The sequence below is a fragment of the Burkholderia sp. Ac-20344 genome, assembly GCF_017104975.1.
Taxonomy (GTDB): Bacteria; Pseudomonadota; Gammaproteobacteria; order Burkholderiales; family Burkholderiaceae; genus Burkholderia.
Genome location: NZ_JAAGPP010000097.1, coordinates 1 through 23,822, shown reverse-complemented (window position 1 = coordinate 23,822; position 23,822 = coordinate 1). Strand labels below are relative to the sequence as shown.

Below are 23,822 nucleotides of genomic sequence, written 5' to 3'. Positions count from 1 at the left end.
GCGCTTTCCACGCGTACGCGCCGACCTGCTCCACGCGCGGGGCCGACGGGCGGTCGAGCGCCGAAGATTTGGGGTTTGCTGCCATGGGGTCCTGCCGCGATTGTCCGGCGACATTCTAAGGCTTGTGCCCGCGAGCAACGGGCCGGCAGGCAGGCCGGTGGCGATGGCCCGCGCGTGCGTCAGCGCCCGCTTGCGGGACGGCGAGCGGGAATCTGCGCAATGAACGGGAGGGAAAACCGGCGATCCGGTGTCGGCGGCGAAGCCGGCGATGTCGCGGTCAGGCCGGACACCGGATGAAAGACAGCATGCGGGCGGCGTGTTGCCGACCGGCCCGCCGGTGCGAACCGGACGGCGCCGGGTGGCCCGGCGGCACGGCCGGCTTCAGCCCTGGTCGTCTCCGGGCCACCAGGTCTTGGCCTCGCGGTCGACGACGAGCGTGTCGAGATCCTTGCCTTCGAGCCATTTCGGCCGCGGGCCGCGGCCCGACCATGAGCGGCCGGTCGTCGGATCGTAGTACTTGGCAGGTGCCTTGCGTTTTCGCTGGACGATATAGCCGAGCGCGCTCAGCACTTCCTGCTGCGAAATTCCCAAAAGCTCGACCTGTTCCTTGAATGCCGCGAGCGCGGCCTGCTTCTCCTTCTGCTTTGCATCCGACAGCTTGATGTTCAGGTCCCGAAGTTGTGCTTCGAGTTCCTGCAGGGCCTGGGTCATGTATTCATCCTCTTTGGGCATGTTTTCGCAAAAAGCTCCGATGGCGGAACCTACCACGAAGTTCCGCCGATGGGGGCTGTCAAGTGTATGAATCGTTTGCCTGAGCCGGCATGGCTTGCGCGATACGCACTAAACGACGTCGCGCGTCAATCAATGACAGGCAGGAGCTGGCCGGCAACGCGCAGCCCGCCGCGCACGAAGGCACGGCGAACGGCTGCGGCAAGTAAGCGCCGCACCTGGCACTGGCGCGGCATGGCGCGAATAATAGCAGTGCTCGGCGTCGTGTTGCAGAAGTCGTCGGCCGGCGTCGGTGCAGAACCGTCCGTTTACAGGCCGACGTCGCGGGCTTCCCACGCGATCCGCTCGAACAGCTCACGCAGCTTTGCGCCGCGCGCAGGGTTCAGCGCAGCCGCATGCGCGACCCGCCCGGCGAGATGCGCGCGGAAATCCGGATGCGCATCGCGATTCTGCGACGCCGGCCCGCTCCGGATGCAGTTGGTCAGGATGGCCTTCAGGAGATCGAACTCGTCGCGCGCCAGGTTCGGATGACGATTGACGACCACGCCGGCCAGTTGCTGGCGCATGCCGCGCCACATCACGCGCGTCTTGCGCAGTTGCAGCGCAAAGCCTTCCTCGAGCGCGATCGCGGCGACCCGGACCTGCAGCCGCGCGACGTCGCGTGCCAGCGCGCCGCCGCCGGAAAATGCGAGATCGTCGGCATAGCGCGTGTAGGTGGCACCGAGCGAACGCGCGAGCGCCGCGAGCCGCATGTCGAACCGGAACGCGCTCAGGTTCGCCAGCGCCGGCGACGTCGGCGCCCCCTGCGGCAGATGCCGCTCACGATAGCGCTGGCGGCCGATCCAGTCGAACCGGTCGCGCAGGTCCGGCGCGAGCAGCCGCGCGGACGGTACGCGGTTGGTGCACAGCCCGGTGAGCGTGCGCGCGACTTCGGCCGGATACCCGAGCGTGACGAACAGCGCGTGAACGCGCGCGGCGCGTACCGATACGAAGAAATCCGCGAGATCGAAACGGACGACGACAGCGCGATCCGCATGCGGCGCCGCGAACGACACGATCCCGTGCCCCTTGCGAAAACCGTGTGCCGCACCGTGCGGCGCGATGCGATCGAGCAGCCCGCGCACGATGCGGCGCTGTACTTCGCGCAACCGGCCCTTCGGAATCTCGACCAGGCGGGACCCGCCGCTGCGCTTGTCGTGCGCCACGTACGTGTAGTGATGCAGCGGCGTGGCGCTGCTGCGCGCGTCGACGCGCCAGTGGTCGGACAACCAGTCGAGTTCCGGCGCGCTCACGCCGAGCCAGCCGGCAAGCTCGCCGGGCGTCGCCCATTGCGGCACGTCGCAGCCCGCGAGCGGCGCCGGCAATGGCCGCTGGACCGGCGGCCGCCGCACGACGCGGATCGCGGCGGGCCGATCGCTGCCGTACCAGGCGAGCACGAAAGCGGGCGCATCGGCGAGGTCCGCCGCAAGCGCATCGATGTCGACGTCGGCCCAGCGCGCACCGAAGCGTGCGAGCGCGGCATCCGCGACGTCGTGAGTCCACGGCGGCGCGCCGCCGAGCACGGCTGCCATCCGGGACAGGACGCCGGCGCGTTCGGGCGCGCCGGCCAGCATCGCTTCGGCAATCGTGCGGGTGGTATCGAACAGGGAGCCGTGCATGGGAATCGATGGGCGGGACGATGAGTCAACGTGACTGGTGCTGCGAGGAGTGGTGTTGCGCAACGCGCAACGGTGCTCCTTGCGACGCATCGGGGTGTCGATCTGATCCACGGGGTAGCCCCGTAGTCCTGGAACATCGGCTGCCTGTTCCGGGCGTGTGCTTGACCCACCGGCCCGCGATGCGACTTTAATGGCCGCGAACGCGGCGTGTCAAACCTGGTGGCGATCCGGTGCCGCCGCGCGGCGCGCCGGATCGCGATGCGCGACCTACGCGTACCGGGAAAACAGTTCGCGGTGCGCGATCGGCGCGACGCCGACACCGGCCATGTTGTTCAGCATCGTCGCCCAGGTCGCGTTGTCGACGCTGACCGGAAACGACCGCACGCGGTTGGCGAGCAGCCAGAAGGTGCGCGTCATGCCGTTGCTCATCGCGACTGCATACCCGCTTCCCTCGAGCCTTAGCCGACCGGCGGCAGCGCCACCGGTTCGAGGCGGCCGGCCCGGAACGCGGCGGCGGCCGACGCGTACTTGCTGTCGAGCGGCATGACGCGGCGCGGTACGCAGTCCTGCGAGTTCAGTTGCGGAAATCTCGGGCGCGTGCCGAGCCACAGGCCGTAGAAAGTCTGAGCGTCGAGATGCACAACGAAGCGCTCCGTTTCGGCGGGCGTCGCCGCCATGTAGCAGTCGGCCTGGCCCGGCACGGCAACCCGCCACATCGCGCGCTTCGCGCTCAGGTCGACCAGTTCGCTCGGCTGCGGGCGCGGCAGGACGGGAGACAGTTGTCCCGCTTCGCGCAGGTCGCGCGCGCGGTCGAGTCCGATACGAAGACGTGTCAGCATGGGTCCGCTTCTTTCTCTCGTGATTTGTTCGAATGAGTCAGGGGGCGGGCAAATACATCGTCGCGTGTTTGCAATACGCGGGCCCGGTGTCCTGACGCTCCCGGTATGTTCGAGAACTCGCGCAGTGTAGCGCCTTTCCGTGCCGGCACGGGTCGACTCGGCCGTTCCCGACATCTCGGGATTCGCGCTGCGCAGCTCGCGCACCGGACGAACCACTTGCCCAAGTTTCGGGCAAGCACCCGCCCGGTTTCCCGTCCACGGATTCATCCCGCTCTCAAACGCTGGAGGCCCACGAACGCCAATACGCTTCGTCCAACACGCTCGCCACGCCATCAACCATCGAATCAATATTCATCGCCGATTATCTGAATATCGAAACAATCAAAAAACAAAAACAACCACACGCAGAATTCAATGAAATTACATTCAAACGAAAAATTATCGAATTTGGCTAACGATAAATTAATTCGATTGGCACTCTCAAACCCAAATAAATAGTCTGTGTTGTGCGCCGCAACACCGCGAGTCAAAAATCAACGAGATAACGGAGGCGCAGCACGAATCATTGCATTCGTGCTTTGTCGCAAAGTTTCCATCGCATCAGGTCACCGTTGATTTCCAGACACTTGTAAATCAGCAATCCAGAAAGACAGACATGCCTTTCCGGACGTGACCGACGTCGTCAAATCATATTATTTCATTCATTTCCAAAGGAAAGTCATGAAAAAGATTGCAACCATGCTGTTTTCGGCACTGATGCTCGCCTCCACGTGCGCGTCCGCCCAGGCGCTTTGCAAAGCCGGCAAGATCGACAAGATCGAAACCGACACCACCGGCAACCTGCTGGTGACCATTAGCGACGGCACCTACTCGTTCGGTGCCAAGGAAGTTTATTCGATTATTTACCAGGCATACTCGGAAAACAGGAATCTTTTTATCTATGGCAATAATTGCGCGAATGGCTCGCCGGCGACCCGCTTTGCCATTCGCTAATCAATCTTGAAACGCTCGACGATTTTCAATACGTGGAGCCCGGCGCTGGATTGACATTCTGAATCCAGCGCCATCGCGGGCTGCGGTGCCGACACTGCGCAACATGGCGCCTTCATGCCCGCTGCCCGCCCCCTGCCGTTCCGGTACCAATGGAGCAGCCGTGCTTACCGCTACGAGTCAAACGTTGCCGGGCATTTGTCATCCCGACCACATCCTGCGTCGGCACGGCCAACACCGAACCGAATCGCGACGGCTATCGTGCTCAATCCGCGATCCAGCAGTCGCCCCGGGCCGCGTCATCGTAACGTTCGCGCCGAGATGCTGCATCGCTTGACGAAAGACATAGGGGCATCCCCCCCAAAGCCAGGATGAAAACAGCACGTCGGCAAATATTCGCGTCCCTAGCACCGAGAGGTTTGGAGACAAAGTCACGGGCTTAACCAGAGCGCCAGGAAGCCAAGGTGTGGGATTGAAAGCTCACCCATTATATGTAGAAAATCTACAAATTCGCTCTTTCCACTGATTGCTCATCTTCCGTCGACAGGCAGTCAAACTACCCGATCACCCTGCTTCAACGTAACGAATATCTGGGAATTTTCCGCAAATTTTGTTGATCTGCGCATCAGCTCGTATTTATACTACATATGAACTCGCCTCACATTCAATGTTTAGCGAGAGATGTGCTAAAACTACAAATCAGGGCCGTCCGACTACAGTCGGACCGGTGGATCGTTGCGTGCATGTCGCTTTTCCAACACGTCGTGAAAATGGAATGATCATGTTTGTGCGCAGTCTGTCGGACGTCGAGAAAACGGAGTACTTCGTCGAATGGGGAGCAGGAACGAGCCATCGCCTCCTGACCGAACGCGACGGCGCTGGTTACACGATCTGCCATACCGTGGTGCGAACCGGCACCGAATCGCTACTGCAATACCGAAACCACCTCGAGGCTTGCTATTGCAATGCGGGTTACGGTGAAGTGGAAGATGCAAACGGAAACATCGACCCTATCGATCCCGGCGATATGTATGCGCTCGACCGGCACGATCTGCACTATGTGAGAGGCGGCAAGGATACCGATCTCATACTCGTCGGCGTATTCAATCCAGCATTGCGAGGCACCGCGCGGCACAAGCTCGACGGTTCGTCGGGATCGGCATACTGAAAGTCGGCGAGCTGGCGCTTTCCAGTACACCTGCCACTCACCGTTGCGAGGACATCAGCCGATGCGCGCCGACCAGCCGGCCTTTTTCGGTTCCCTTTTCCTGTCGCGGCTCGCGGACCAGATGCTGCTCTTCCTGGTCCCGCTCGTCGTCTTTCAGACCACGCAGAAAGCGACCTGGTCGGGCATCGCCTTTTTCGTCGAGGCACTGCCCCGCTTTCTCGCTTTTCCGATCGGCGGCGCGCTGAGCGATCGCACGTCGCCCGTGCGGATCTTGCGCATCAGCCAGACGAGCCGGGCCATCGCGTGCCTGATCGGTATCTCCGGCTATCTCGCATGGAGCGGAATTGGATGGCTCGTCTTGCTATCGGCGGTCTGCGGCGTGCTCACGAGTCAGGGGCTCGTCGCTCGCGAAGTCCTGTTGCCGCAAATCTTTCCCGGTCAGCGCTTCGAACGGGTTTTGTCGCATACGCAACTGGCGGACCAGCTCGGTATGGTGCTCGGGCCGATCGTCGCTGCGTGGCTGCTCGGATGGCGCAATTGGGAATGGGCGGTAGGCGCCGCGGCGCTGCTGTTTGCTGCCGCCGACGCGCTGACGGTTCTCTGGCAGCGCACCACCACCGCACGCATCGCGCCGCCTGTGCAGACGGCCGGGCCTTTTTATACGCCGTTCAAGATCGCGCTGACGCACGTCGCCACACTACCGGGGCTGGCCCGCCTCGTTCTCCTCGCGTCGGCAGAGAATCTGGTGATCGGCACGACGCTCTCGACGTCGGCTGCAATGGTGACCGGAAAATTCGCACAGTCCGGCGGCTTCTACGCAGGACTGCAGGTCGCCGGCGCGATCGCGACCGTGGTGATCCTGCTGCTGATCGCCCGCATCGAGGTATCGCGCGTACGGCTCGGCATCTTTTCATTCTCGACAATCGCGATCGGCGGACTCTGCATGGGGATGGCCAACTCGATAGCGATATATGTGGTCGGGTTCCTCGCCGTGATCGGGTTCGACAAGATGTTCAACGTCTACATTCGCAGTGCGCGACAGGCGATCATTCCGCCACAGGATTATGGCAAAACAACCGGCGTCATCGTCCTGCTGAATAATGCAACGCAGCCGCTTGCCGGACTGCTGGTGGGACTGTTTTCCGGACATGGGCGCGTCGCCCTCGTCGTGTCGGCGGTTTCCGCCGTCATGGCAGTTCTCGGAGCGACAGTCGTCTGTGCCAGCGCAGTCCGCACGCGTTCAACCGCCCGTCTGATCGAGTAAGCCGCCTGCCACAATTCTGACCGATCGTGCGCAATCGACAGAATACGATGCTTGCGGCTTCGTCCGCAGTTGCGACCGCCCTATAGGGAATACCCAGTACTTTCGTGATTCCCCGCCCCCATACCCTCGCCCGCTCGCGCAGCATTCCGTCCGGCTCGATGACGACGACAACTCCACAAAGTCTCGCCACTGTCGCCGCGTTTTGCGCGAGCCACCGGCCTCCCAGCTCGAAGTCTTCTGCACGCTCGCTCACAATTGCGCCCCGGCAAACAATCACGCACTGATCACCAGCTGCAATCAGTGCGTTCATCTCGGCGATCCACCGTACCCGATAGCCAGGCGCAACCGCATCGCTATTCACCGTAACGACGGGAAACGCACCAACATCGAGAACGACGAAGCGGCAAGGATCAGATCTGTTCACCGCTACTCCCTATCCACCGGCCACCTGGGCCCAGTGTTGCCGACGATTGAAGCACGTTCTCCGCGATCCGATACGTTGGCCTTTGCTGTCAAAGGCGGAAATGGGAAAGTCGTTTCCAGGTCGCCACCCGGCATCTTATAGAGACGGGCCAGCGCAAGCGAAACATGGGATGTACCGACAATCCATGCTTGCTGTGTATCCGGCAGATCGCGTCGAACTAGTCAGGAAGTGTCTTGACTGCGCTTTCGTTCGCCGCAAATGAAGTGATCGACGACAACAAGCCCACATCGGCCTGGATGCTCACCAATACGGACAAAGACCTGACGACTACGGCGGAACGGGACATGCCCTTTGATGTTCCGCAGACACCACTGGTCAGGCCGCGTGACGTATCACGTCGCATTGCAGCCCAAGACGGTTGATTCGCGCTGCATCGCTATCCGCCCGAGTCGATCAGCTTCTGTCTGACGAGACGAACCACGGATATCGAGGTCGCCTGGGCCATGCTGCTAATTGTCAAGAGACGACATCTTGTCACTACATTCCAGAATGGCGTCAACGTGACGCGCCAACAATATTTCGCTTATTCGACGGACACCCCTTGCGGACCGGACAAGCCTATAAATCTGCTCGCCCTGCAACACCCTCTCTCCAGTCAACGAGCAGATTCCGCATTTCCTCGCCGTTGTGCGGTGCCACGTCTGGCAGCCGAAGTATCCACGGCAAGGATGGCCCCAGGCCAACGAGACGGTGTGGTCAGACAATCGCTCAAGGATTTGAATTTTCACGCCCTCCGGCCAACGGATATCAAGATCGCAGCGTGCATTGCGCCTGTCACCTGTCGCTGAAGCCCTCGTGCGAGGACTATCATTCTCTGACAAGAGAGTGACGATATGCATCCACGAAGAATATACATCGAGCTCACCCACTCTCTCCTCCGCGCTCAAATACATCCCGCACACAAATCAGTACTGCCAATATGTCTTGACGGTCAAATTTTCATCGACATGGAATCGGCCGACCGAACGTTCTCCTCGAACGCCCGCGACGCCGGTTACCGGCGTCGCGGGCGTTCGCACGAGATTCGCAGCACATTGCCGCCGAAACAACGTCGATAAACACCAGGCGAAACACAAAGGCTGGCAGAAACAATAAGAGGCTCGGTTGAGACAAGACCGTGTCCTCCTGTCTTGCGTTTTCCTCGGAGGCAGGACTAACCTTGAACGAATGCCAGCAACTCGGCGTTGAGGACGTCCGCGTTAACCGTCAGCATGCCGTGGGAGAAGCCCGGATATGTCTTCAGCGTTCCGCTTTTTAGGAGCTTGATGGACTTCAGCGCTGAGTCTCCGATTGGAACAATCTGGTCGTCTTCGCCGTGAAGCACGAGCGTCGGTACCGAAATTTCCTTCAAGTCGGCTGTTTGGTCCGTCTCGGAGAACGCCTTGATGCCCTCGTAGTGCGCCTTCGCGCTACCCATCATTCCCTGACGCCACCAATTCTGGATAACGCCTTGATGCACGATCGCGCCCTCCCGGTTGAATCCATAAAACGGACCAGCGGGCAAGTCGACAAAGAATTGCGCCCGGTTCGCCGCTAATGCGGCGCGGAGGCCATCGAACACGTCAATCGGGAGCCCCTCTGCGTTCGACTCGGTCTTCAGCATCAAGGGCGGAACTGCACTGACCAGTACGGCCTTTGCGACACGTCCAGCTGGCTCGCCGTGCTTCGCGACGTACCGAGCGACTTCGCCGCCACCCGTTGAGTGTCCGATATGAATGGCGTTCTTCAGATTGAGTGCTTCGACGACTGCGAACGCGTCGGCTGCATAATGGTCCATATCGTGACCTTCCGAGACCTGCGACGAACGTCCATGACCTCGGCGGTCGTGTGCCACGACACGATATCCCCGCTGAACGAAGAACAGCAACTGGGCGTCCCAATCGTCGGCCGACAGAGGCCAGCCGTGATGGAAAACGATGGGCTGCGCGTCCTTCGGCCCCCAATCCTTGTAGAAAATCTCTACCCTGTCTTTGGTTGTGACGAACGGCATGGTAACCCTCTCTCGATTGAACAGTTTTGACTTTCGTCCACACCTTGCGACTAAGGCGGCCACCTTCAAACGCTCCGGCAGGCCGGAGGCTTCAAGCAAATCCGCTCGCCAGGCACCATCGGGAAGACAGCACCCACAGCACACTTCAATCAGATTCGCATATTCAGAACGTGGGAGAATCGTCGCCGCGACGCAGCCGCTCCACGCTCTGCCCCTCCGCGGTCATCGCCGGGACAGGTTTCACCGAAGTCAAGCCGACCACGCCGAATTGCGGATTACGCCGCAGAAATTACCTGGACAAAAGGTCGGATCCTTGTCTGCAAGGACATCAGCTTTGACGTTCCCGAACGTTGTGTCGGGTTTGTGTTTGATGCCGTCATAGAACGCTTGAATGATGTCTTCCTTGAAATTCCCGGTTCGCGGATGTTGCCGCACGACGGACTCACGCTCCTCGTCGCTGTACTCCGGATAGGTCAAGCCAAGCACGTCCATTTCAACACCGGCAGTGACGAGCGCGATGACCGGATTCATATGTTGCGGGATACCCGGCGTGGTATGCAGTGCGATCGCGGTCCAGACCGTGTCGATATCGGACTGCGCAATGCCGTTCCGCTTCAGGAAATCTCGCGCCGCATTTGCACCATCGACCTCGAACCGTTCATGGCTACTGCAATGTTTCTTCGTCAACCCCATGTCGTGGAACATGCAACCACAATAGAGCAGTTCGGGGTCGAAGTTGAGCCCACGGTGCTTGCCGGCGAGCGCACCGAAGTAGAACACCCGGCTCGAGTGATGAAACAGGAGCGGCGGCGCGGTTTCCCTCACAATTTCGGTTATCTCGCGCGCCATTTTGCTATCCGGGACAGCAACGTTGTTTACGCTGAAAGTCATTCGAGTATCTCCGGTTGTCCTGCTCCCAAAAGCTCAGCCTCACTGGGTGACTTCAGGCTCCGACCGCGCTGCACGGGAGACTTTCGTATCGAGAGATTCGAGTGCCGCCGCAACACCAGCGCCATACGCCGGGTCGGCCTTCGTACAGTGCTCAATGTGCAGGTCACGGACAGGCGTGGATACGCCATACATCGCCCGAGCCGTGTTATCAAACAGCGCCTGCTGCTGAGCCTTCGTCATCAAACGAAACAGGTCACCGGGCTGCGAGTAATAGTCATCGTCGACTCGATGGTTCCAGTGGTCAGCCGCCCCCTCAATCGATAGCGGCGGCTCGCTGAAATCCGGCTGGTCAAGCCAGGCTCCCTTCGTATTCGGATTGTATGGAGTCGTGCCGCCCTGATTGCCGTCGACACGCAGAACACCGTCACGGTGATAGCTGTTGGTGTGCGTGGCAGCACGCGGAGCGTTCACGGGAATCTGAAAGTGGTTGACCGTCAATCGATATCGCTGCGCGTCACCGTAAGAAAAAAGGCGCCCCTGCAGCATCTTGTCCGGAGAAAAGCTGATTCCTGGCACGACGTTCGCAGGATTGAAGGCAACCTGCTCTACGTCCGCGAACCAATTCTCTGCATTACGATTCAGTTCGAAGTACCCTACCTCGATGAGCGGATAATCCTTCTTCGACCAGACCTTCGTCAGATCGAAGGGATTCACCTTGTATGCGGAAGCGTCTTTCTCGGGCATGACCTGAAAGGACATCGTCCACCTCGGAAACTGTCCAGCCTCTATGCTCTCGTAGAGGTCACGGTGGTGACTCTCGCGGTCGGAGCCCATCATCTGCGTGGCTTCCTCGTCGGTCAGGTTTTCGATTCCCTGTTCGCTTCGCATATGGAACTTCACCCAGAACCGTTCGTTGTTCGCATTGACGAGGCTGAACGTATGGCTTCCAAAGCCATGCATGTGCCGGTACGAGCGCGGAATACCCCGGTCGCTCATCACGATTGTGACCTGATGCAACGCCTCCGGTAGCTGCGTCCAGAAGTCCCAGTTGCTTTCGGCATTTCGCAGGCCGGTTCTCGGGTCGCGCTTGATCGCGTGGTTAAGGTCTGGGAACTTCAGAGGGTCTCTCAAAAAAAAGACCGGCGTGTTGTTCCCCACCAAGTCCCAATTCCCCTCTTCCGTATAAAACTTCAACGCGAAGCCGCGAATGTCTCGCTCGGCGTCTGCCGCGCCTCGCTCTCCGGCAACCGTCGAGAAACGGGCAAACATCTCCGTCGTCTTCCCGATGTTCGAGAATATTTTCGCCCGCGTGTATTGGGTGACGTCATGTGTAACCGTAAAGGTGCCGAAGGCGCCCGACCCTTTCGCATGCATGCGACGCTCAGGGATGACCTCGCGGTCGAAATGAGCTAGCTTTTCGAGAAACCACACATCTTGCAGGAGCGCCGGCCCGCGGGGCCCAGCGGTTTGAGTGTTTTGATTGTCGGGAACCGGTGCGCCAAAAGCCGTAGTCAGCTTGCTCATCATGAACCTCTCAGATTGTTACCGTTGAGTTGCTCGTCGCCCAATGCCCTCAACTCTCGCGCAGCCCCTTCCCTGCGGTTCTACCTGACGGCCTCACCGGGGACACGCGTTGCCTCATGCAAGAAAGACGATGGGGTTCGGCAATGCAAAATTTCCTGGCCGAAGTCACGATATCGAAAACCAGAAAACGAGTCCTGTACGCAAGCTGACGCATCCTGAAAAACCGCAGTAAAACTATTCTTTTCAGCCAGACACAACTTAATTCGGAGGCCAGTGCTTCATCGTTGGTATCAAGCAGGGTTGCGCCCGAGTAGGCATATATTCCCCGTAAACACGCGCACCCTCCAAAAAATGAGCGCACCGAAAATCCCCCCATAACCAACCTTTCTAATTTTCACCAGATTGAAAGCGTTGTTAATTTTTTACGCCTTTCATTTAGCGAAAATTAACATCTTATAACTAGATATTCCCGCCTTCAGGTCTAACAATCAGTTCTCATTGCGTCGCCACACAGGAGCTCCTTACAACGACACCCGCGGCAGCTTCGGCATCCCGGTCTTCGAGCAATTACTGAAAAACACTTGTGCGCTGCGCACGTTGTGGAACATTGCGATGGTCACACTACCTGATAGCCACTATGAGTTCGGCAAGACCGTCGTCTCGGCTCACCGGCGTGAGCTGGTGCATGGAGGCAAGAGAGTCGAGATTGGCAACAGAGCATTTGACCTCCTGTTGCTGTTGCTTGAAGAACGCGGTGTGGCGGTTAGCAAGAATAGAATTATGGAGGCGGTGTGGCGCGGGCGTGTCGTGGGGGAGAACGCGCTGGAAGCTCAAATTTCGTCGCTGCGGCGCGCATTGTCTGAAGACCGGAAAGCGATTCTCACCGTCGCAGGACGCGGGTATCAATTCGTAGGTCAGTTGCGTGAACAATCCGACCCCGTTCCCAGGCCGGCGTTCACTAGCACCTCGCCTTATCGCGACAGCCGCAAACCGCAGATTCCCAAATACACCTCTCGCTGGTTCGGACGCGAAGTCGACAAAAAGGAGATTGCAGGCCGGCTGGAGACTTCACGCCTGGTGACTCTGGTAGGCGCTGGCGGGGTCGGAAAAACCAGACTTGCAGTTGAAGCGGCGGGTCAGCTTGCGCATCGCTTTCCGGACGGCGTGTGCATCGTCCAAGTCGGTTCGATTACCACCCCGGACGAGTTTCCTTCTCTCATTGCTTCAGCGCTGATTCCGTACGTTCCGGACCGGGCGGCCCAGCTGCGGTTTCAGTGCATCGAAGGCAAGCAGATCCTGATACTGCTCGACAACTGCGAACATCTTCTCGGCCCGGTGTCCGAATTTTCCGAGACACTTTTGGAGGCGACGTCAACGGTTCGTCTACTGGCTACGAGTCGTGAGGCACTACGTGTTCGGAACGAAGCCGTTTTGCCGGTTTCCCCACTTGAGCTTCCTCCCACCGACGAAATCGGTAACGCAGAACGCTATCCCTCGGTGGCCTTGCTTCTTGACCGTGTCGGAGACGCATTTGTCGCATCCGACCGCGGCGCCATGATGGCTGCTGCCAGAATCTGCAATGCGCTCGATGGCGTACCACTTGCTATCGAGTTGTCCGCAGAATGCGTGCCAGCGTTAGGATTCGATGGCGTCGCGACGCAACTGAATAACCGATTCGAATTACTGACTCACGGTTTGCGTACCGCGCCACCTCGACACAAGACTCTTCGCGCGTCAGTCGATTGGAGTTACGCGCCTCTGTCCCAATCTTGCAAGTCAGTCTTGAATGCACTGAGCGTATTCGAAGAGCCATTCACGTTGACTGCCGCGCATCGCACGATCAGCTGTGACGGGATGCCCGAATTGAAGGTCACCTCTTCGATCATTGAGTTGGTCGAAAAATCACTATTGACTCCCGTCCCCCAGTCCAACCCGGTGGCATATCAACTGTCGAATACCGTGCGGGCCTATGCATACGAGAAACTGCGGGCGGGCTGCACGAAGCAATGATACGGCGGTCAAATTCCCGGCAGCATCGTCCTCCCTGCGTTGGGAGAACGGTGCCGGGACGTCCATCAAGCCTTGATGAACTGAAGCAGGTCAGCGTTGATTCGGTCGGGATTCGTCGATGCCATCCCGTGCGGAAACCCGGGATACACTTTGAGCGTCGCGTTCGGCAGCAACTTCGATGAAAGCAATGCGGAATCCGCGATAGGTACGACCTGGTCATCATCGCCATGCATTACCAGGGTGGGCACTTCAATGCGCTTGAGGTCGGCTGTAAAGTCGGTCTCGGAAAACGCCTTGATACAGTCGTACTGAGCCTTGGCGCCACCCATCATCCCTTGCCTGAACCAATTGTCGATTAGGCCCTGCGAGACCTTCGCGTCGGCGCGATTGAAGCCGTAGAACGGACCGGAAGGTACATCGCGATATAGCTGGGCTCGATCGGCCAAAAGCGCGCGTCGGAAAGAATCGAAGACCTCGACTGGCGTTCCGTTCGGGTTCGACTCACTTTTAACCATAATGGGCGGAACAGCGCCGATGAGAACGGCTTTCGCCACCCTGCCCTTGCCGTGTCGGGCCACATAGCGGGTGACTTCGCCACCTCCGGTCGAATGCCCGACATGTATTGCATTTCTCAAATTCAACGCAGTCGTCAGCTCCGCGACGTCTGCGGCATAAGTGTCCATTTCGTTGCCGCTCAGCGTTTGCGTCGAACGCCCGTGTCCTCGGCGGTCGTGGGCAATCACCCGGTATCCGTGGGCAAGGAAAAACAGCATCTGTGCATCCCAGTCATCAGCGGAAAGAGGCCATCCGTGATGAAACACGATGGGCTGCCCGCTTCCCCAATCCTTATAGAAGATTGTGGCTCCGTCCTTCGTCCTGATGCTTTTCGATGCTCCCCCGGGATACGAAGCCGCCAATGTCTCCGCTGCTTTGGCCACCGTGACAGGCAACGCACTGGCGGCGACGGCGGTTCCGATTGCCTTCAGGAACCCACGTCGAGGCAAGGATGTAGAAGTCCTGGTTCCAACAACAAAGCTTTCCATTTTTTGTCACCTGTGTTGTTCAGAGAGAATGAGCCGTAGCGCCGAGTCAACGCACCATGGGTTAGCTGCAAAAGCGCGAGCGGTCGCGTAACCTGTTCGCACCCATTTGACGATACTCAGTCTCACCGGCCCTGTCCTTCTGCTGGCCTTACCCGACCTGAAAACACTGCAACGGGTATCGAGATCCGATACACGGCCGAATGGAACAAGGACTTCGGTCTTGTTCAGAAATCGGCGGGCTGGCCACTACAGGGCCCTGCCGACCTTGGCCGCGTAGCCGGCGCGAAGTCAGCGATCGATGGCCTGGACGCGACCGCCCCCTCAAATTCAGCTATGTCGGGTTGACGCTGTGAATTCAGATGACCACGGCATTAAATCAGGCAAAAATCCGACGACGTGAGCTACGATGAAAGAGCGGTCGACAAGACAGGAGACAGCAATGGCCGGTCATCTCATTGGTATCCCTCTCAAGCCAATGCATCGCATCCATCTCCGCACGACCCAAAGTTGAATGACGCTATGACCGTACCATCGGACCTTCCAGAGGCATTCTCCTTCGGCCAAACCGTGGTGGTGCGATCACGCCGCGAGCTGACACATGCAGGGATGCGGGTCGAGATTGGCGGACGCGCCTTCGACCTGTTGATAGCACTGGTAGATGCGCGAGGCGTGCCCGTCAGCCGGGACACGCTGCAAGCGAATGTCTGGGCGGGTCGGGTCATCGAGGGAAATACGGTAGAAGCGCGAATATCGGTAGTTCGAAGAGCGCTGGGAGACGACAGAGACGCAATTGCGACAATCGAAGGGTTCGGCTATCAGTTCGTCGCAGAGATAACGCCGGTAGATGCGAACTTCTTCGGGCTCGCGCAGCCCTCTTTATATCGCGCAGCATCCGGGAAGCGTTCTGCGCCACCTCCGGCGTCGAAATTGATTGGCAGAGCGCGCGAGCTAGCCGCCGCTACGGCAATAATCGAAAGTCATCGCATCGTCACTTTCGTCGGTCCAGGCGGAGTGGGAAAGACCAAGCTCGCCTTCGAGGTTGCGCGAAATTTGACCTCAAAGTATGCGGGCGGCGTCTTGTATTCGGACCTCGGCTCGATATCCGAAGCGACAACGCAGCTATTCGAGGGCATCGAGCGGGATTTCCGCTCGAACCCTCAGCTATTGGTACTGGATAGTTGTGAACACCTCATCGATCGTGTCGCACATGCGATAGAGCGCTTTCTACACGTTGCGCCAGCCCTCACTATCATTGCAACCAGCCGGGAAACGCTTCGTATAAACGGCGAGTACGTGTTTAGAGTTGCCCCGTGCGAAGTTCCGACACGTCAGAATCCTGCCAACGTGCGCTCTTTGGGTTCGATACAGATACTTGAACACTTCATCTCTTCAGAGATAAAGGAAGCGGACCTCCCCGCTGCGATTGAAATATGTCGGCGCCTTGACGGCATTCCCCTCGCGCTCGAGTTGGCATCCGCATGTGTCCCGGCACTCGGACTTGGCGGTGTCGCAGAACAGCTCGACGACCGCTTTACGCTTCTTACGCGCGGGACACGAACAGCGGTGCCGCGCCATCGAACCTTGTTGGCCAACCTCGACTGGAGTTACAAACTTCTCGATGAAAAGCAGAAGGTCGTTCTGGAACGCCTCAGTCTTTTTGCAGGCCGGTTCACTCTGGATGCAGCACAGCACATTGCCGCGGACGGTACCGTTACCGCCCAGGACGTGCTCACCGGGATTCTGGACCTCGAAAAGAAATCGCTAATCGGCGTACGCACATGTGATACGAGACGATGGTTCGAATTGCTCGAATCGGTGCGTATGTATGCACAGCTTAAGCTCCGTGACCGCGGCGATTATCCGATTTTTGCTCGAGTGCATGCGCAATACGTGCTTGCGGCCCTGGCCCAAACAGTACCCGGCGTCGCGGCGCTGCCATCGGCAGGCTCACCTGACGATGGAATTTCCATCCTCAACGACTCAAGGGCGGCGGTCAATTGGGGACTCGCCCCCGGTGGTGACATCGCCATGGCAGTCGATTTGGTACTTGCGAGCACTGCAGTGTTGATGCGCGCTTCGCTGCTCGATGAATGCGTCGAGCAAATCGAACGGGCACTCAATGCCATCGCTACGCGTCCTGATAGTCACGACCTGGCCCAAAAACTCGGCACGGCCCAGGAAACTTGCCTCGCCCGGCAAGCTACGGCTCATAGCCGCATCCATCGCCCGGTTTAGCGAATCGCCTCATGTCACGTTGACTGCAACTCGACAACTGACACACATCCTTTACAACTCGAACGCGGTGCCCTGGTGCAAATCGATTCAAGGATGGAGCGCTACTACTGAAAGCCGTTATGCCGTGCGACGAGTGCGCCCATCCTGGTCTGCCCCCGCCTGTACATCGACCAGACGGGCTTTCGCTGTTTCTATGATTTGATTCGACAACTCCGCATCGTCCACTATGCGTGACATAGTGACCGCTCCAATCATTGTCGTCAGGGTGTAAATCGCAGCAGCGCGTGCCGATTCACCATCCATGTGCGAATAGCGCGTCGCGATGAGGTCGACAAGATTGCTGAAGCCCTTGGTTGCTATCCGGCGCGTATCGGCATCTGCACGAGCAAGCTCGCTACCCATTGCGACGAAGGGGCAGCCAGCCAATCCCCCCTCGTTACAGTCGGAGGTCAAGAAGCTCTCCAGATGCAACAGGAAACGCCCCTGCTCTTGACCGGCGACGGACTCAGCCGACCCTACGAGGGATTCGAGTGTGACCGCGCACGCTTCAGCCACGAGTTGTTCCTTCGATTCGAAGTGGCGATAAAACGCACCGTGGGTAAGCCCTGCAGCAGCCATGATTTCCGCTACGCCGGTCGCGCGAATTCCGTTCCGTGCAAAGGTCTGCGCCGCCACCTCGACAACCCGAGCCCGCGTCGCCGCTGTATCTGCCTTCGACCGCTTCATTTGCTCACTCCTCCCTCAATTCGCCTCAACCGCGCCCGCGAGCGCGGCACCTCCACTATCCCCATCATAGCAAATTAGATGATGAGTGTTATCTAAACTTGACTTTTTAGCTGACGAGGATTACCTTTAGCGACGTTTAGTCTCACCTCATCAGCTAAATTCGATCGAGCAGCAGCTCGGCCGTGGCAGCTGACAGCGCAGCGCTGTGTCTCCCATCCGGCGGTGCATACATCCCGCAGCTTGATTGAGGAATACGATGAACGAGAACGCTGAACGGTCCGAGCCTAATTCCGCGGCTGTAGGCAAGTCGCCCAAGCCGCGTCTTCGGGCTAGGGTCGGGGCTGCGGCCGCCCTCCTGGTTTTCCTGGCGGCCGGCGCGACGGCGATGCATGCGAATGAACGGTCGACGACTACGAAAGTAGTCGCTGCATCCGGTCCGGCGGTTGCAGTGAGTACCCCGTTACAGCGAGCTGTTGATACGCGCCTGAATTTTCTCGGTCAGTTTTCGGCCGTCCAACGCGTTGAAATCCGCGCACAGGTCGGTGGCACGCTGACCGGCATCCATTTTGTGGACGGTGCGATCGTTCGTAAGGGAGACCTGCTGTTCGAGATCGACCCGATTCCTTACCAAATCAAGCTGCGCGAGGCGCACGCTCAGCTCGACGGCTCCAGGGCACGGCTGGAACTGGCGACGCGCGAATTGGCCCGGGCAGAAGTACTCAAGAGCACGGATGCGGGAACTGCCGAGAATGTCGAACAGCGGACCGCTGAAAAGATGGCCGCAGCCGCTGCGGTAGAGAACACGACCGCACTCGTCCGAGACGCGCAGTTTGACCTGGACCACTGTCGTGTCACCGCACCGTTCACCGGTCGAATCGGCAACCACCAAGTGTCGGCCGGAAATCTTGTCGCGGGCAGCCGCGCCGCCAGCAGCCCGACGACGTTGCTGGCAACACTCGTCTCGCTTGACCCGATGTATCTCGATTTCGACATGAGCGAAGGAGATTACATGGCGTTCATGCGCGAACGAGCGAAGCAGCGAAGCGGCGCCGCGAACAGCGTCGACATCTCTCTCAGCGACGAAGTCAAGTACACGCGGCAAGGCACCCTGAACTTCGTGGACAACGCGCTCGACCGCTCGAGCGGAACAATTCACGCCCGTGCAATCGTGCCGAACAACGACCTGCTACTGACTCCCGGTGGCTTTGCGCGCGCGCGCCTCGCCATCAGCACTCCGCAGGCCGCTTTGCTTGTGCCGGACGCCGCGGTGCTGCAGGACCAGTCAGAACACATCGTCCTGACCGTTGGCCCCGACAACGTGGTTACGCCAAAGCCCGTGCAACTCGGCGACCTCCGCGATGGCCTGCGAGTCATTCGCTCGGGGCTCACTCCGACCGACAAGGTAATCATCGACGGACTGGCTACCGCTCGCCCGGGGTCGAAAGTGACGCCCCACGCAGGCGCGATTGCCCTGGCCGACCAAGGTTGAGGACGGTTCCCATCATGAAACTCGCTCACTTCTTTATCGACCATCCCCGATTCGCGGCGGTGCTGAGCATATTCATCACGCTCTTCGGGTTGGTCACACTGGGCTTTCTGCCGGTGGCTCAGTACCCCAACATCGTGCCGCCGACAGTTCAGGTGACGACCGCCTACCCCGGCGCATCCGCGGACACGATTGCCCGCACCGTTGCCACGCCACTTGAGCAGGCCATCAACGGTGTGGAAAACATGGATTACATCAGTAGCCAATCAACGAGCAACGGCGCACTGAGCATCACGGTGACGTTCAAGGTTGGTACCGACATGAACGTTGCGCAAATGCTGACGGAAAATCGCGTACAGGACACCCTGTCGCGACTTCCGGATGAGGTTCAGCGGCAAGGGGTAACCGTCAAGAAGACGATCCCGGCCGTGTTGCTAGGCATCCATCCGTATTCCCCCGACGGATCGCGCGACGCGCAGTACATTTCAAACTACATGATTCTTCACGTGAAGGATGAAATTGCACGGCTCCCTGGCGTATCGGACATCACCACGACAGGAGAACGCCAGTTTGCGATGCGCGTCTGGATTGACCCTGACAAAGCAGCCGTGCATGACATCAGCGCGGCACAAATCCTCGCGGCATTACGTGCGCAAAACGCTCAGGTCTCCGCCGGCACGGTCAATGACCCGACCGTCCGCGGCAGTGGTGCATACCAAATCAGTATCGAAGCGCTTGGACGCCTCACCACGCCCGAGCAATTCGAAGACATCATCGTGAAGTCGGACAACGATGGACGTGTGACGCGCATCCGTGACATCGGCCGTGCCGAACTGGGTTCGTCGGACTACGGAACACTGGCCTATGCGGACAAGAGTCCGTCAGCGTCTTCGTGGGTCTATGCGATTCCAGGTTCCAACGTCGTCACCGTCGAACATGAAGTGCTCGACAAGATGAAGGAACTCCGCAAGCGCTTTCCTCCGGGCCTGGATTACAAGATCGTCTACGACCCGACAACATTTGTGAGCCAGTCGATTGACGAGGTCATCAAGACAATCTTCATCGCGATTGTCCTCGTCGTCGGTGTCGTCTTCGTATTTCTCCAAAGCTGGCGAGCAACGATCATCCCCGTGGTTGCCATTCCCGTTTCGCTGATGGGGACGTTCACCATCCTCGCGGCATGCGGTATATCCATCAACAATCTTTCGCTATTCGGTCTCGTCCTTGCCGTCGGTATCGTGGTGGACGATGCGATCGTCGTGGTGGAAAACGTCGAGCGAAACATGCGACTGGGGATGTCGCCGCTTGAAGCAGCACACCGGACGATGGACGAAGTCTCGGAAGCCTTGATTGCCATCGCGCTCACCCTGTGCGCCGTATTCGTACCGGCGGCTTTCATCACCGGGATCTCGGGCCTGTTCTTCAAGCAGTTCGCCACGACGATCGCCGCATCGACAATCATCTCGTGCTTCGTGTCGCTTACATTGAGTCCTGCACTGTGCGCCATCCTGCTCAAGCCGCACGCGGGAAATCACACGCACACCGAATCGCGAGGACGATTCAATCGCCTCGTACAAAGCGGCTTCGGTCAATTCAATACTGCATTCGATTGGCTGTCGTCAAACTACGGAAGGATGACATCGCGCTTCGTTCGCGCAACGTCAGTTGTGCTCATCGTGTATGCAGTGCTGATTTCCCTGACGGGCTTCCAGTTCTCCAGAATGAGCACGGGCTTCATTCCGGAACAGGACCAAGGCACGCTCGCGGCACTTGTCCAGTTGCCGCCGGGCTCCAGCCTGGAGCGGACAGACAAGGCCGTGAAGGAAGTCAACGACATCATCCTCTCCACTCCGGGAATCGAGCACACGTCGCCCCTCAGTGGATTTGACGTGACCACCGGCACAAACGCACCCAACACCGGAACCGTGTACCTTGGATTGCCGTCGCTCTATGGTCATCACATTCCTGGCGTCAACGCAGCAGAGATGATCAAGCGTCTGCGTGAGCGCCTGAAGGTCGTCAACGACGCCTTTGTTCTCGTCGTCCAGCCGCCGCCGGTCCAAGGACTCGGAAGCCCCGGTGGATTCAAGCTGATGCTGGAAGACCGCGGCGGTGTAGGGCCGCAAGCGCTGGTCCAGGCAGCAAATGCGCTTGTCAACGCGGCTAACAATGACCCTGCCTTTGCAGGCGCGTTCACCTTGTTCAACGTCGGCGCCCCTTCTCTCTACGCCGATATCGACCGCGTAAAAGCAGAAAAAGTTGGCCTCACGCCAACAGACGTCTTCTCCACGCTGCAGCTCTATATGGGTTCGCAGTACGTAAACGACTTCAATTATCTAGGCCGGACTTTTCAGGTCTTTGCGCAAGGCGACTCACAATTCCGACAATCGCCCGAAGACATTCTTCGCCTCAAGGTTCGCAATACCTCTGGCGAAATGGTACCGGTCGGCACTGTCGCTACGCTGCGTGAAAAGACAACGCCTTATCGTGTGCCTCGCTACAACCTCTATCCGGCAGCCGAAGTACAAGGCATCGCAGCGCCGGGTGTGGCTTCCGGCGTCGCCCTCAAGCGCATGGAGGAACTCGCGCGGCAAGTTCTTCCACCGGGAGTTGCGTTCGAATGGACCGACCTCGCCCACCAGCAGCAATTGCCGCATACCCCGACGTTGGCGATATTCGGGGCGGCCGCACTGTGTGTTTTTCTGGTGCTCGCAGCCCAGTACGAAAGCTGGAAGATGCCGCTTGCCATCGTGCTCATTGTTCCGATGTGCCTGTTGGCATCGTCGACGGGGCTTCATGTGCGAGGCATGCCTATCGACATCCTGGCTCAAATCGGCTTCGTCGTATTAGTCGGGCTCGCGGTGAAGAACGCCATTCTGATTGTCGAGTTTGCGCGTCAACGAGAGCACCACGGCGACGACACCGAAGATGCTGCGGTCAGTGCCGCCAAGACTCGCCTGCGTCCCATTCTGATGACCTCTTTCGCGTTCATTCTTGGAGTCGCGCCACTGGCCGTCGCCACGGGCGCCGGCGCGGAGATGCGCCAATCGCTGGGAACGGCAGTTCTGTTTGGCATGATGGGCGTGACTGTCTTTGGACTTCTTTTCACGCCGGCAATCTATACATTCATCCGTAATTTCAACAATCGAGACGCGAAAAAGACGTTGAGCCGAGCGTTTTCCGGTGGGAGCGCAAAATGAAGCGCATGACATTCTTGAAGACGAAAACGAGCATCGCAAGTGCGTTGCTTGGGCTGGCGGTAGCGGGTTGTGCAGTCGGCCCGGATTACGTTGCGCCGAAACCGGGGCTTGTGGCCTTTCACAATACCGCTGCAGCGTCGAAATCGCAAAGCAGCCCAGGGCCATCTCTCGACCAGTGGTGGCGCGCGTTCGATGACCCCATGCTCATCGAGGTTGTGCAACGCGCCCTCGCTCAAAACCTCGATTTGGCGGCATCTCTCGCCAGGGTGCAACAAGCGCGTGCCGCAGCGGCCGGCGCTGGCGCCGACCTGCTGCCTACGGTTGATTTCGGCGGGTCCGCGACTGCCGAGCACCAAAGTACACGAAGTCCGACAGGCAAGCTCGCGTCCCGCTTTCCAGGCTACTCCCGTACGAGCCACGAATACACGTTGGGGCCGGCGGCCAGCTGGGAAATCGACCTGTTTGGCGGGTTGCGGCGTGACGCCACGGCGGTACGCGAAGAAGCGCAGGCAGCGGAAGCCGACCACGCAGGCGTCCGCATCACCGTCGCTGCGGACGCCGCGGACGCGTACCTGCAAATTCGCGGTTATCAAGCCCGACTCGCGGTTGCCCAGGACCAGATCGAGACGGACCGACGTCTGTTGCAACTCGTCCGTGACCGATACAACGCCGGTTCTGCAACCGGACGAGAAGTGGCACAAGCGGACGCATTGCTCAAGCAAGCCCTCACCACCGTTCCTCCGTTGCGCATCGGGCTGGAGAAGCAGTTGAATCGCCTCGACGTCCTGATGGGGGTACAGCCAGGCACCTATGCGGGGGAGCTTGGGACACCACACGACGTCCCCGCCGTGCCGCCGATACCGAGCGACAACTCGCCTACGGACATGCTTCGTCGTCGACCCGACATCATCGCAGCTGAACGCAGGCTCGCTGCTTCAAATGAACACATCGGTGCAGCGATATCCGACTACTATCCGAAAATTTCGCTCTCTGGTGCACTCGGTCTTGATAGCGTAGGCACGAATCATATGTTCAGCGCCGCTGCCTTCCAGGCGGTGGGCGGAGGTGCCTTGCGCTGGCGACTTTTCGACTTCGGCAAAGTAGACGCGGAAGTGAAGCAAGCCAAGGGGGCCAACGCCGAGGCCCTGGCTGTCTATCGCCAGTCCGTGCTGCATGCTGCCGAGGACGTCGAGAATGCTCTCGTTACCCTTTCTCAGACTCAGATTCGTCTGGCAGAAATCCAGGACCAGATTGACGTACTGACAAAAGCGCGTGACCTGTCTCAGCAGGCGTATCGCGCAGGGTCAATCACGTTGACAGACGTTCTCGACGCCGACAGCCAGTTGCTCTCCGCGAGAGACGAGCTCGACGCCAATCGCGCCGACGCCGCGCGGGCCGCAGTGGGTGTCTACCGGGCATTGGGCGGTGGATGGGAACCAGACACCCATAACCTGACAGCTAGACACTATGACTCTCGTGAGGCAAAGGCTGGCCTGCCGTGAGGAATCAGACGCGGGTTAGCATTGCTGCCAGAGCCGCACGGTGCGGACAGGGCCGCACCCGGCGATTTCCGGCACGGAGGCCA

18 protein-coding genes are annotated in these 23,822 nt (G+C 59.2%); 9 read left to right on the top strand and 9 right to left on the bottom strand.

Annotated elements, in window-relative coordinates; all coding sequences use genetic code 11:
- Positions 1-381 precede the first annotated feature (381 nt).
- From G3N64_RS25945 to G3N64_RS25935, 4 genes are all read right to left on the bottom strand, one after another.
- Positions 382-711 carry an H-NS histone family protein gene (locus G3N64_RS25945; RefSeq protein ID WP_069258692.1) on the bottom strand — a complete coding sequence of 110 codons (330 nt, stop codon included), beginning with the start codon at positions 709-711 and terminating at the stop codon, positions 382-384.
- 326 nt (positions 712-1,037) lie between these two features.
- The gene (locus tag G3N64_RS25940; protein ID WP_205786459.1) at positions 1,038-2,387 is read right to left on the bottom strand and encodes a reverse transcriptase family protein; all 1,350 of its coding nucleotides are present in this window, start codon (positions 2,385-2,387) and stop codon (positions 1,038-1,040) included.
- A gap of 267 nt (positions 2,388-2,654) precedes the next feature.
- Positions 2,655-2,804: a hypothetical protein gene (locus tag G3N64_RS39915; protein ID WP_241021214.1), complete on the bottom strand. Its 150-nt coding sequence runs from the start codon at positions 2,802-2,804 to the stop codon at positions 2,655-2,657.
- A 41-nt stretch (positions 2,805-2,845) separates the two neighbouring features.
- Positions 2,846-3,226 (bottom strand): hypothetical protein, encoded by a 381-nt coding sequence (locus G3N64_RS25935; RefSeq protein WP_241021213.1) that lies wholly within the window; start codon positions 3,224-3,226, stop codon positions 2,846-2,848.
- A 720-nt stretch (positions 3,227-3,946) separates the two neighbouring features.
- On the opposite strand from G3N64_RS25935, the gene G3N64_RS25930 reads away from it, so the two are divergent.
- From G3N64_RS25930 to G3N64_RS25915, 4 genes are all read left to right on the top strand, one after another.
- Positions 3,947-4,219, top strand: a complete 273-nt coding sequence (locus G3N64_RS25930) for a hypothetical protein (RefSeq protein WP_205786458.1) — start codon at positions 3,947-3,949, stop codon at positions 4,217-4,219.
- Between the two features lie 736 nt (positions 4,220-4,955).
- A complete protein-coding gene (locus G3N64_RS25925) occupies positions 4,956-5,384 on the top strand; it encodes an ectoine synthase (protein ID WP_346778839.1) in 429 nt (142 codons plus the stop codon).
- A gap of 61 nt (positions 5,385-5,445) precedes the next feature.
- Complete coding sequence (locus G3N64_RS25920; RefSeq protein ID WP_205786457.1) at positions 5,446-6,648, top strand: MFS transporter; 1,203 nt, start codon at positions 5,446-5,448, stop codon at positions 6,646-6,648.
- A gap of 657 nt (positions 6,649-7,305) precedes the next feature.
- A complete protein-coding gene (locus G3N64_RS25915; RefSeq protein WP_205786456.1) occupies positions 7,306-7,494 on the top strand; it encodes a hypothetical protein in 189 nt (62 codons plus the stop codon).
- Positions 7,495-8,285: 791 nt separating this feature from the next.
- On the opposite strand, the gene G3N64_RS25905 is transcribed toward G3N64_RS25915, so the two are convergent.
- From G3N64_RS25905 to G3N64_RS25895, 3 genes are all read right to left on the bottom strand, one after another.
- Positions 8,286-9,122, bottom strand: a complete 837-nt coding sequence (locus tag G3N64_RS25905) for an alpha/beta hydrolase (RefSeq protein WP_205786454.1) — start codon at positions 9,120-9,122, stop codon at positions 8,286-8,288.
- Between the two features lie 249 nt (positions 9,123-9,371).
- The gene (locus tag G3N64_RS25900; protein WP_205786453.1) at positions 9,372-10,013 is read right to left on the bottom strand and encodes an HD domain-containing protein; all 642 of its coding nucleotides are present in this window, start codon (positions 10,011-10,013) and stop codon (positions 9,372-9,374) included.
- A 39-nt stretch (positions 10,014-10,052) separates the two neighbouring features.
- Positions 10,053-11,537, bottom strand: coding sequence for a catalase (locus G3N64_RS25895; RefSeq protein WP_205786470.1), 1,485 nt, complete (start codon positions 11,535-11,537; stop codon positions 10,053-10,055).
- A 498-nt stretch (positions 11,538-12,035) separates the two neighbouring features.
- On the opposite strand from G3N64_RS25895, the gene G3N64_RS25890 reads away from it, so the two are divergent.
- A complete protein-coding gene (locus G3N64_RS25890) occupies positions 12,036-13,547 on the top strand; it encodes a winged helix-turn-helix domain-containing protein (RefSeq protein WP_205786452.1) in 1,512 nt (503 codons plus the stop codon).
- Positions 13,548-13,612: 65 nt separating this feature from the next.
- Here G3N64_RS25890 and G3N64_RS25885 read toward each other — a convergent pair whose 3' ends face one another.
- Positions 13,613-14,590, bottom strand: a complete 978-nt coding sequence (locus G3N64_RS25885; protein ID WP_241021212.1) for an alpha/beta hydrolase — start codon at positions 14,588-14,590, stop codon at positions 13,613-13,615.
- A gap of 396 nt (positions 14,591-14,986) precedes the next feature.
- Here G3N64_RS25885 and G3N64_RS25880 point away from each other — a divergent pair, with 396 nt between their 5' ends.
- On the top strand, positions 14,987-16,825 hold the full coding sequence (locus tag G3N64_RS25880) for a winged helix-turn-helix domain-containing protein (protein WP_205786451.1): 1,839 nt from the start codon (positions 14,987-14,989) through the stop codon (positions 16,823-16,825).
- Between the two features lie 117 nt (positions 16,826-16,942).
- Here the strand turns inward: G3N64_RS25880 and G3N64_RS25875 are convergent, their stop codons facing one another.
- A complete protein-coding gene (locus G3N64_RS25875; protein WP_205786450.1) occupies positions 16,943-17,551 on the bottom strand; it encodes a TetR/AcrR family transcriptional regulator in 609 nt (202 codons plus the stop codon).
- Between the two features lie 256 nt (positions 17,552-17,807).
- On the opposite strand from G3N64_RS25875, the gene G3N64_RS25870 reads away from it, so the two are divergent.
- The 3 genes from G3N64_RS25870 to G3N64_RS25860 are packed head-to-tail and all read left to right on the top strand — an operon-like array spanning position 17,808 to position 23,739.
- Positions 17,808-19,040 carry an efflux RND transporter periplasmic adaptor subunit gene (locus G3N64_RS25870; RefSeq protein WP_205786449.1) on the top strand — a complete coding sequence of 411 codons (1,233 nt, stop codon included), beginning with the start codon at positions 17,808-17,810 and terminating at the stop codon, positions 19,038-19,040.
- A 14-nt stretch (positions 19,041-19,054) separates the two neighbouring features.
- Positions 19,055-22,237, top strand: coding sequence for a multidrug efflux RND transporter permease subunit (locus tag G3N64_RS25865; protein ID WP_205786448.1), 3,183 nt, complete (start codon positions 19,055-19,057; stop codon positions 22,235-22,237).
- Positions 22,234-23,739, top strand: a complete 1,506-nt coding sequence (locus G3N64_RS25860) for an efflux transporter outer membrane subunit (RefSeq protein ID WP_205786447.1) — start codon at positions 22,234-22,236, stop codon at positions 23,737-23,739. The genes G3N64_RS25865 and G3N64_RS25860 overlap by 4 nt, the downstream gene beginning before the upstream one ends.
- The last annotated feature ends 83 nt before the right edge of the window (positions 23,740-23,822 follow it).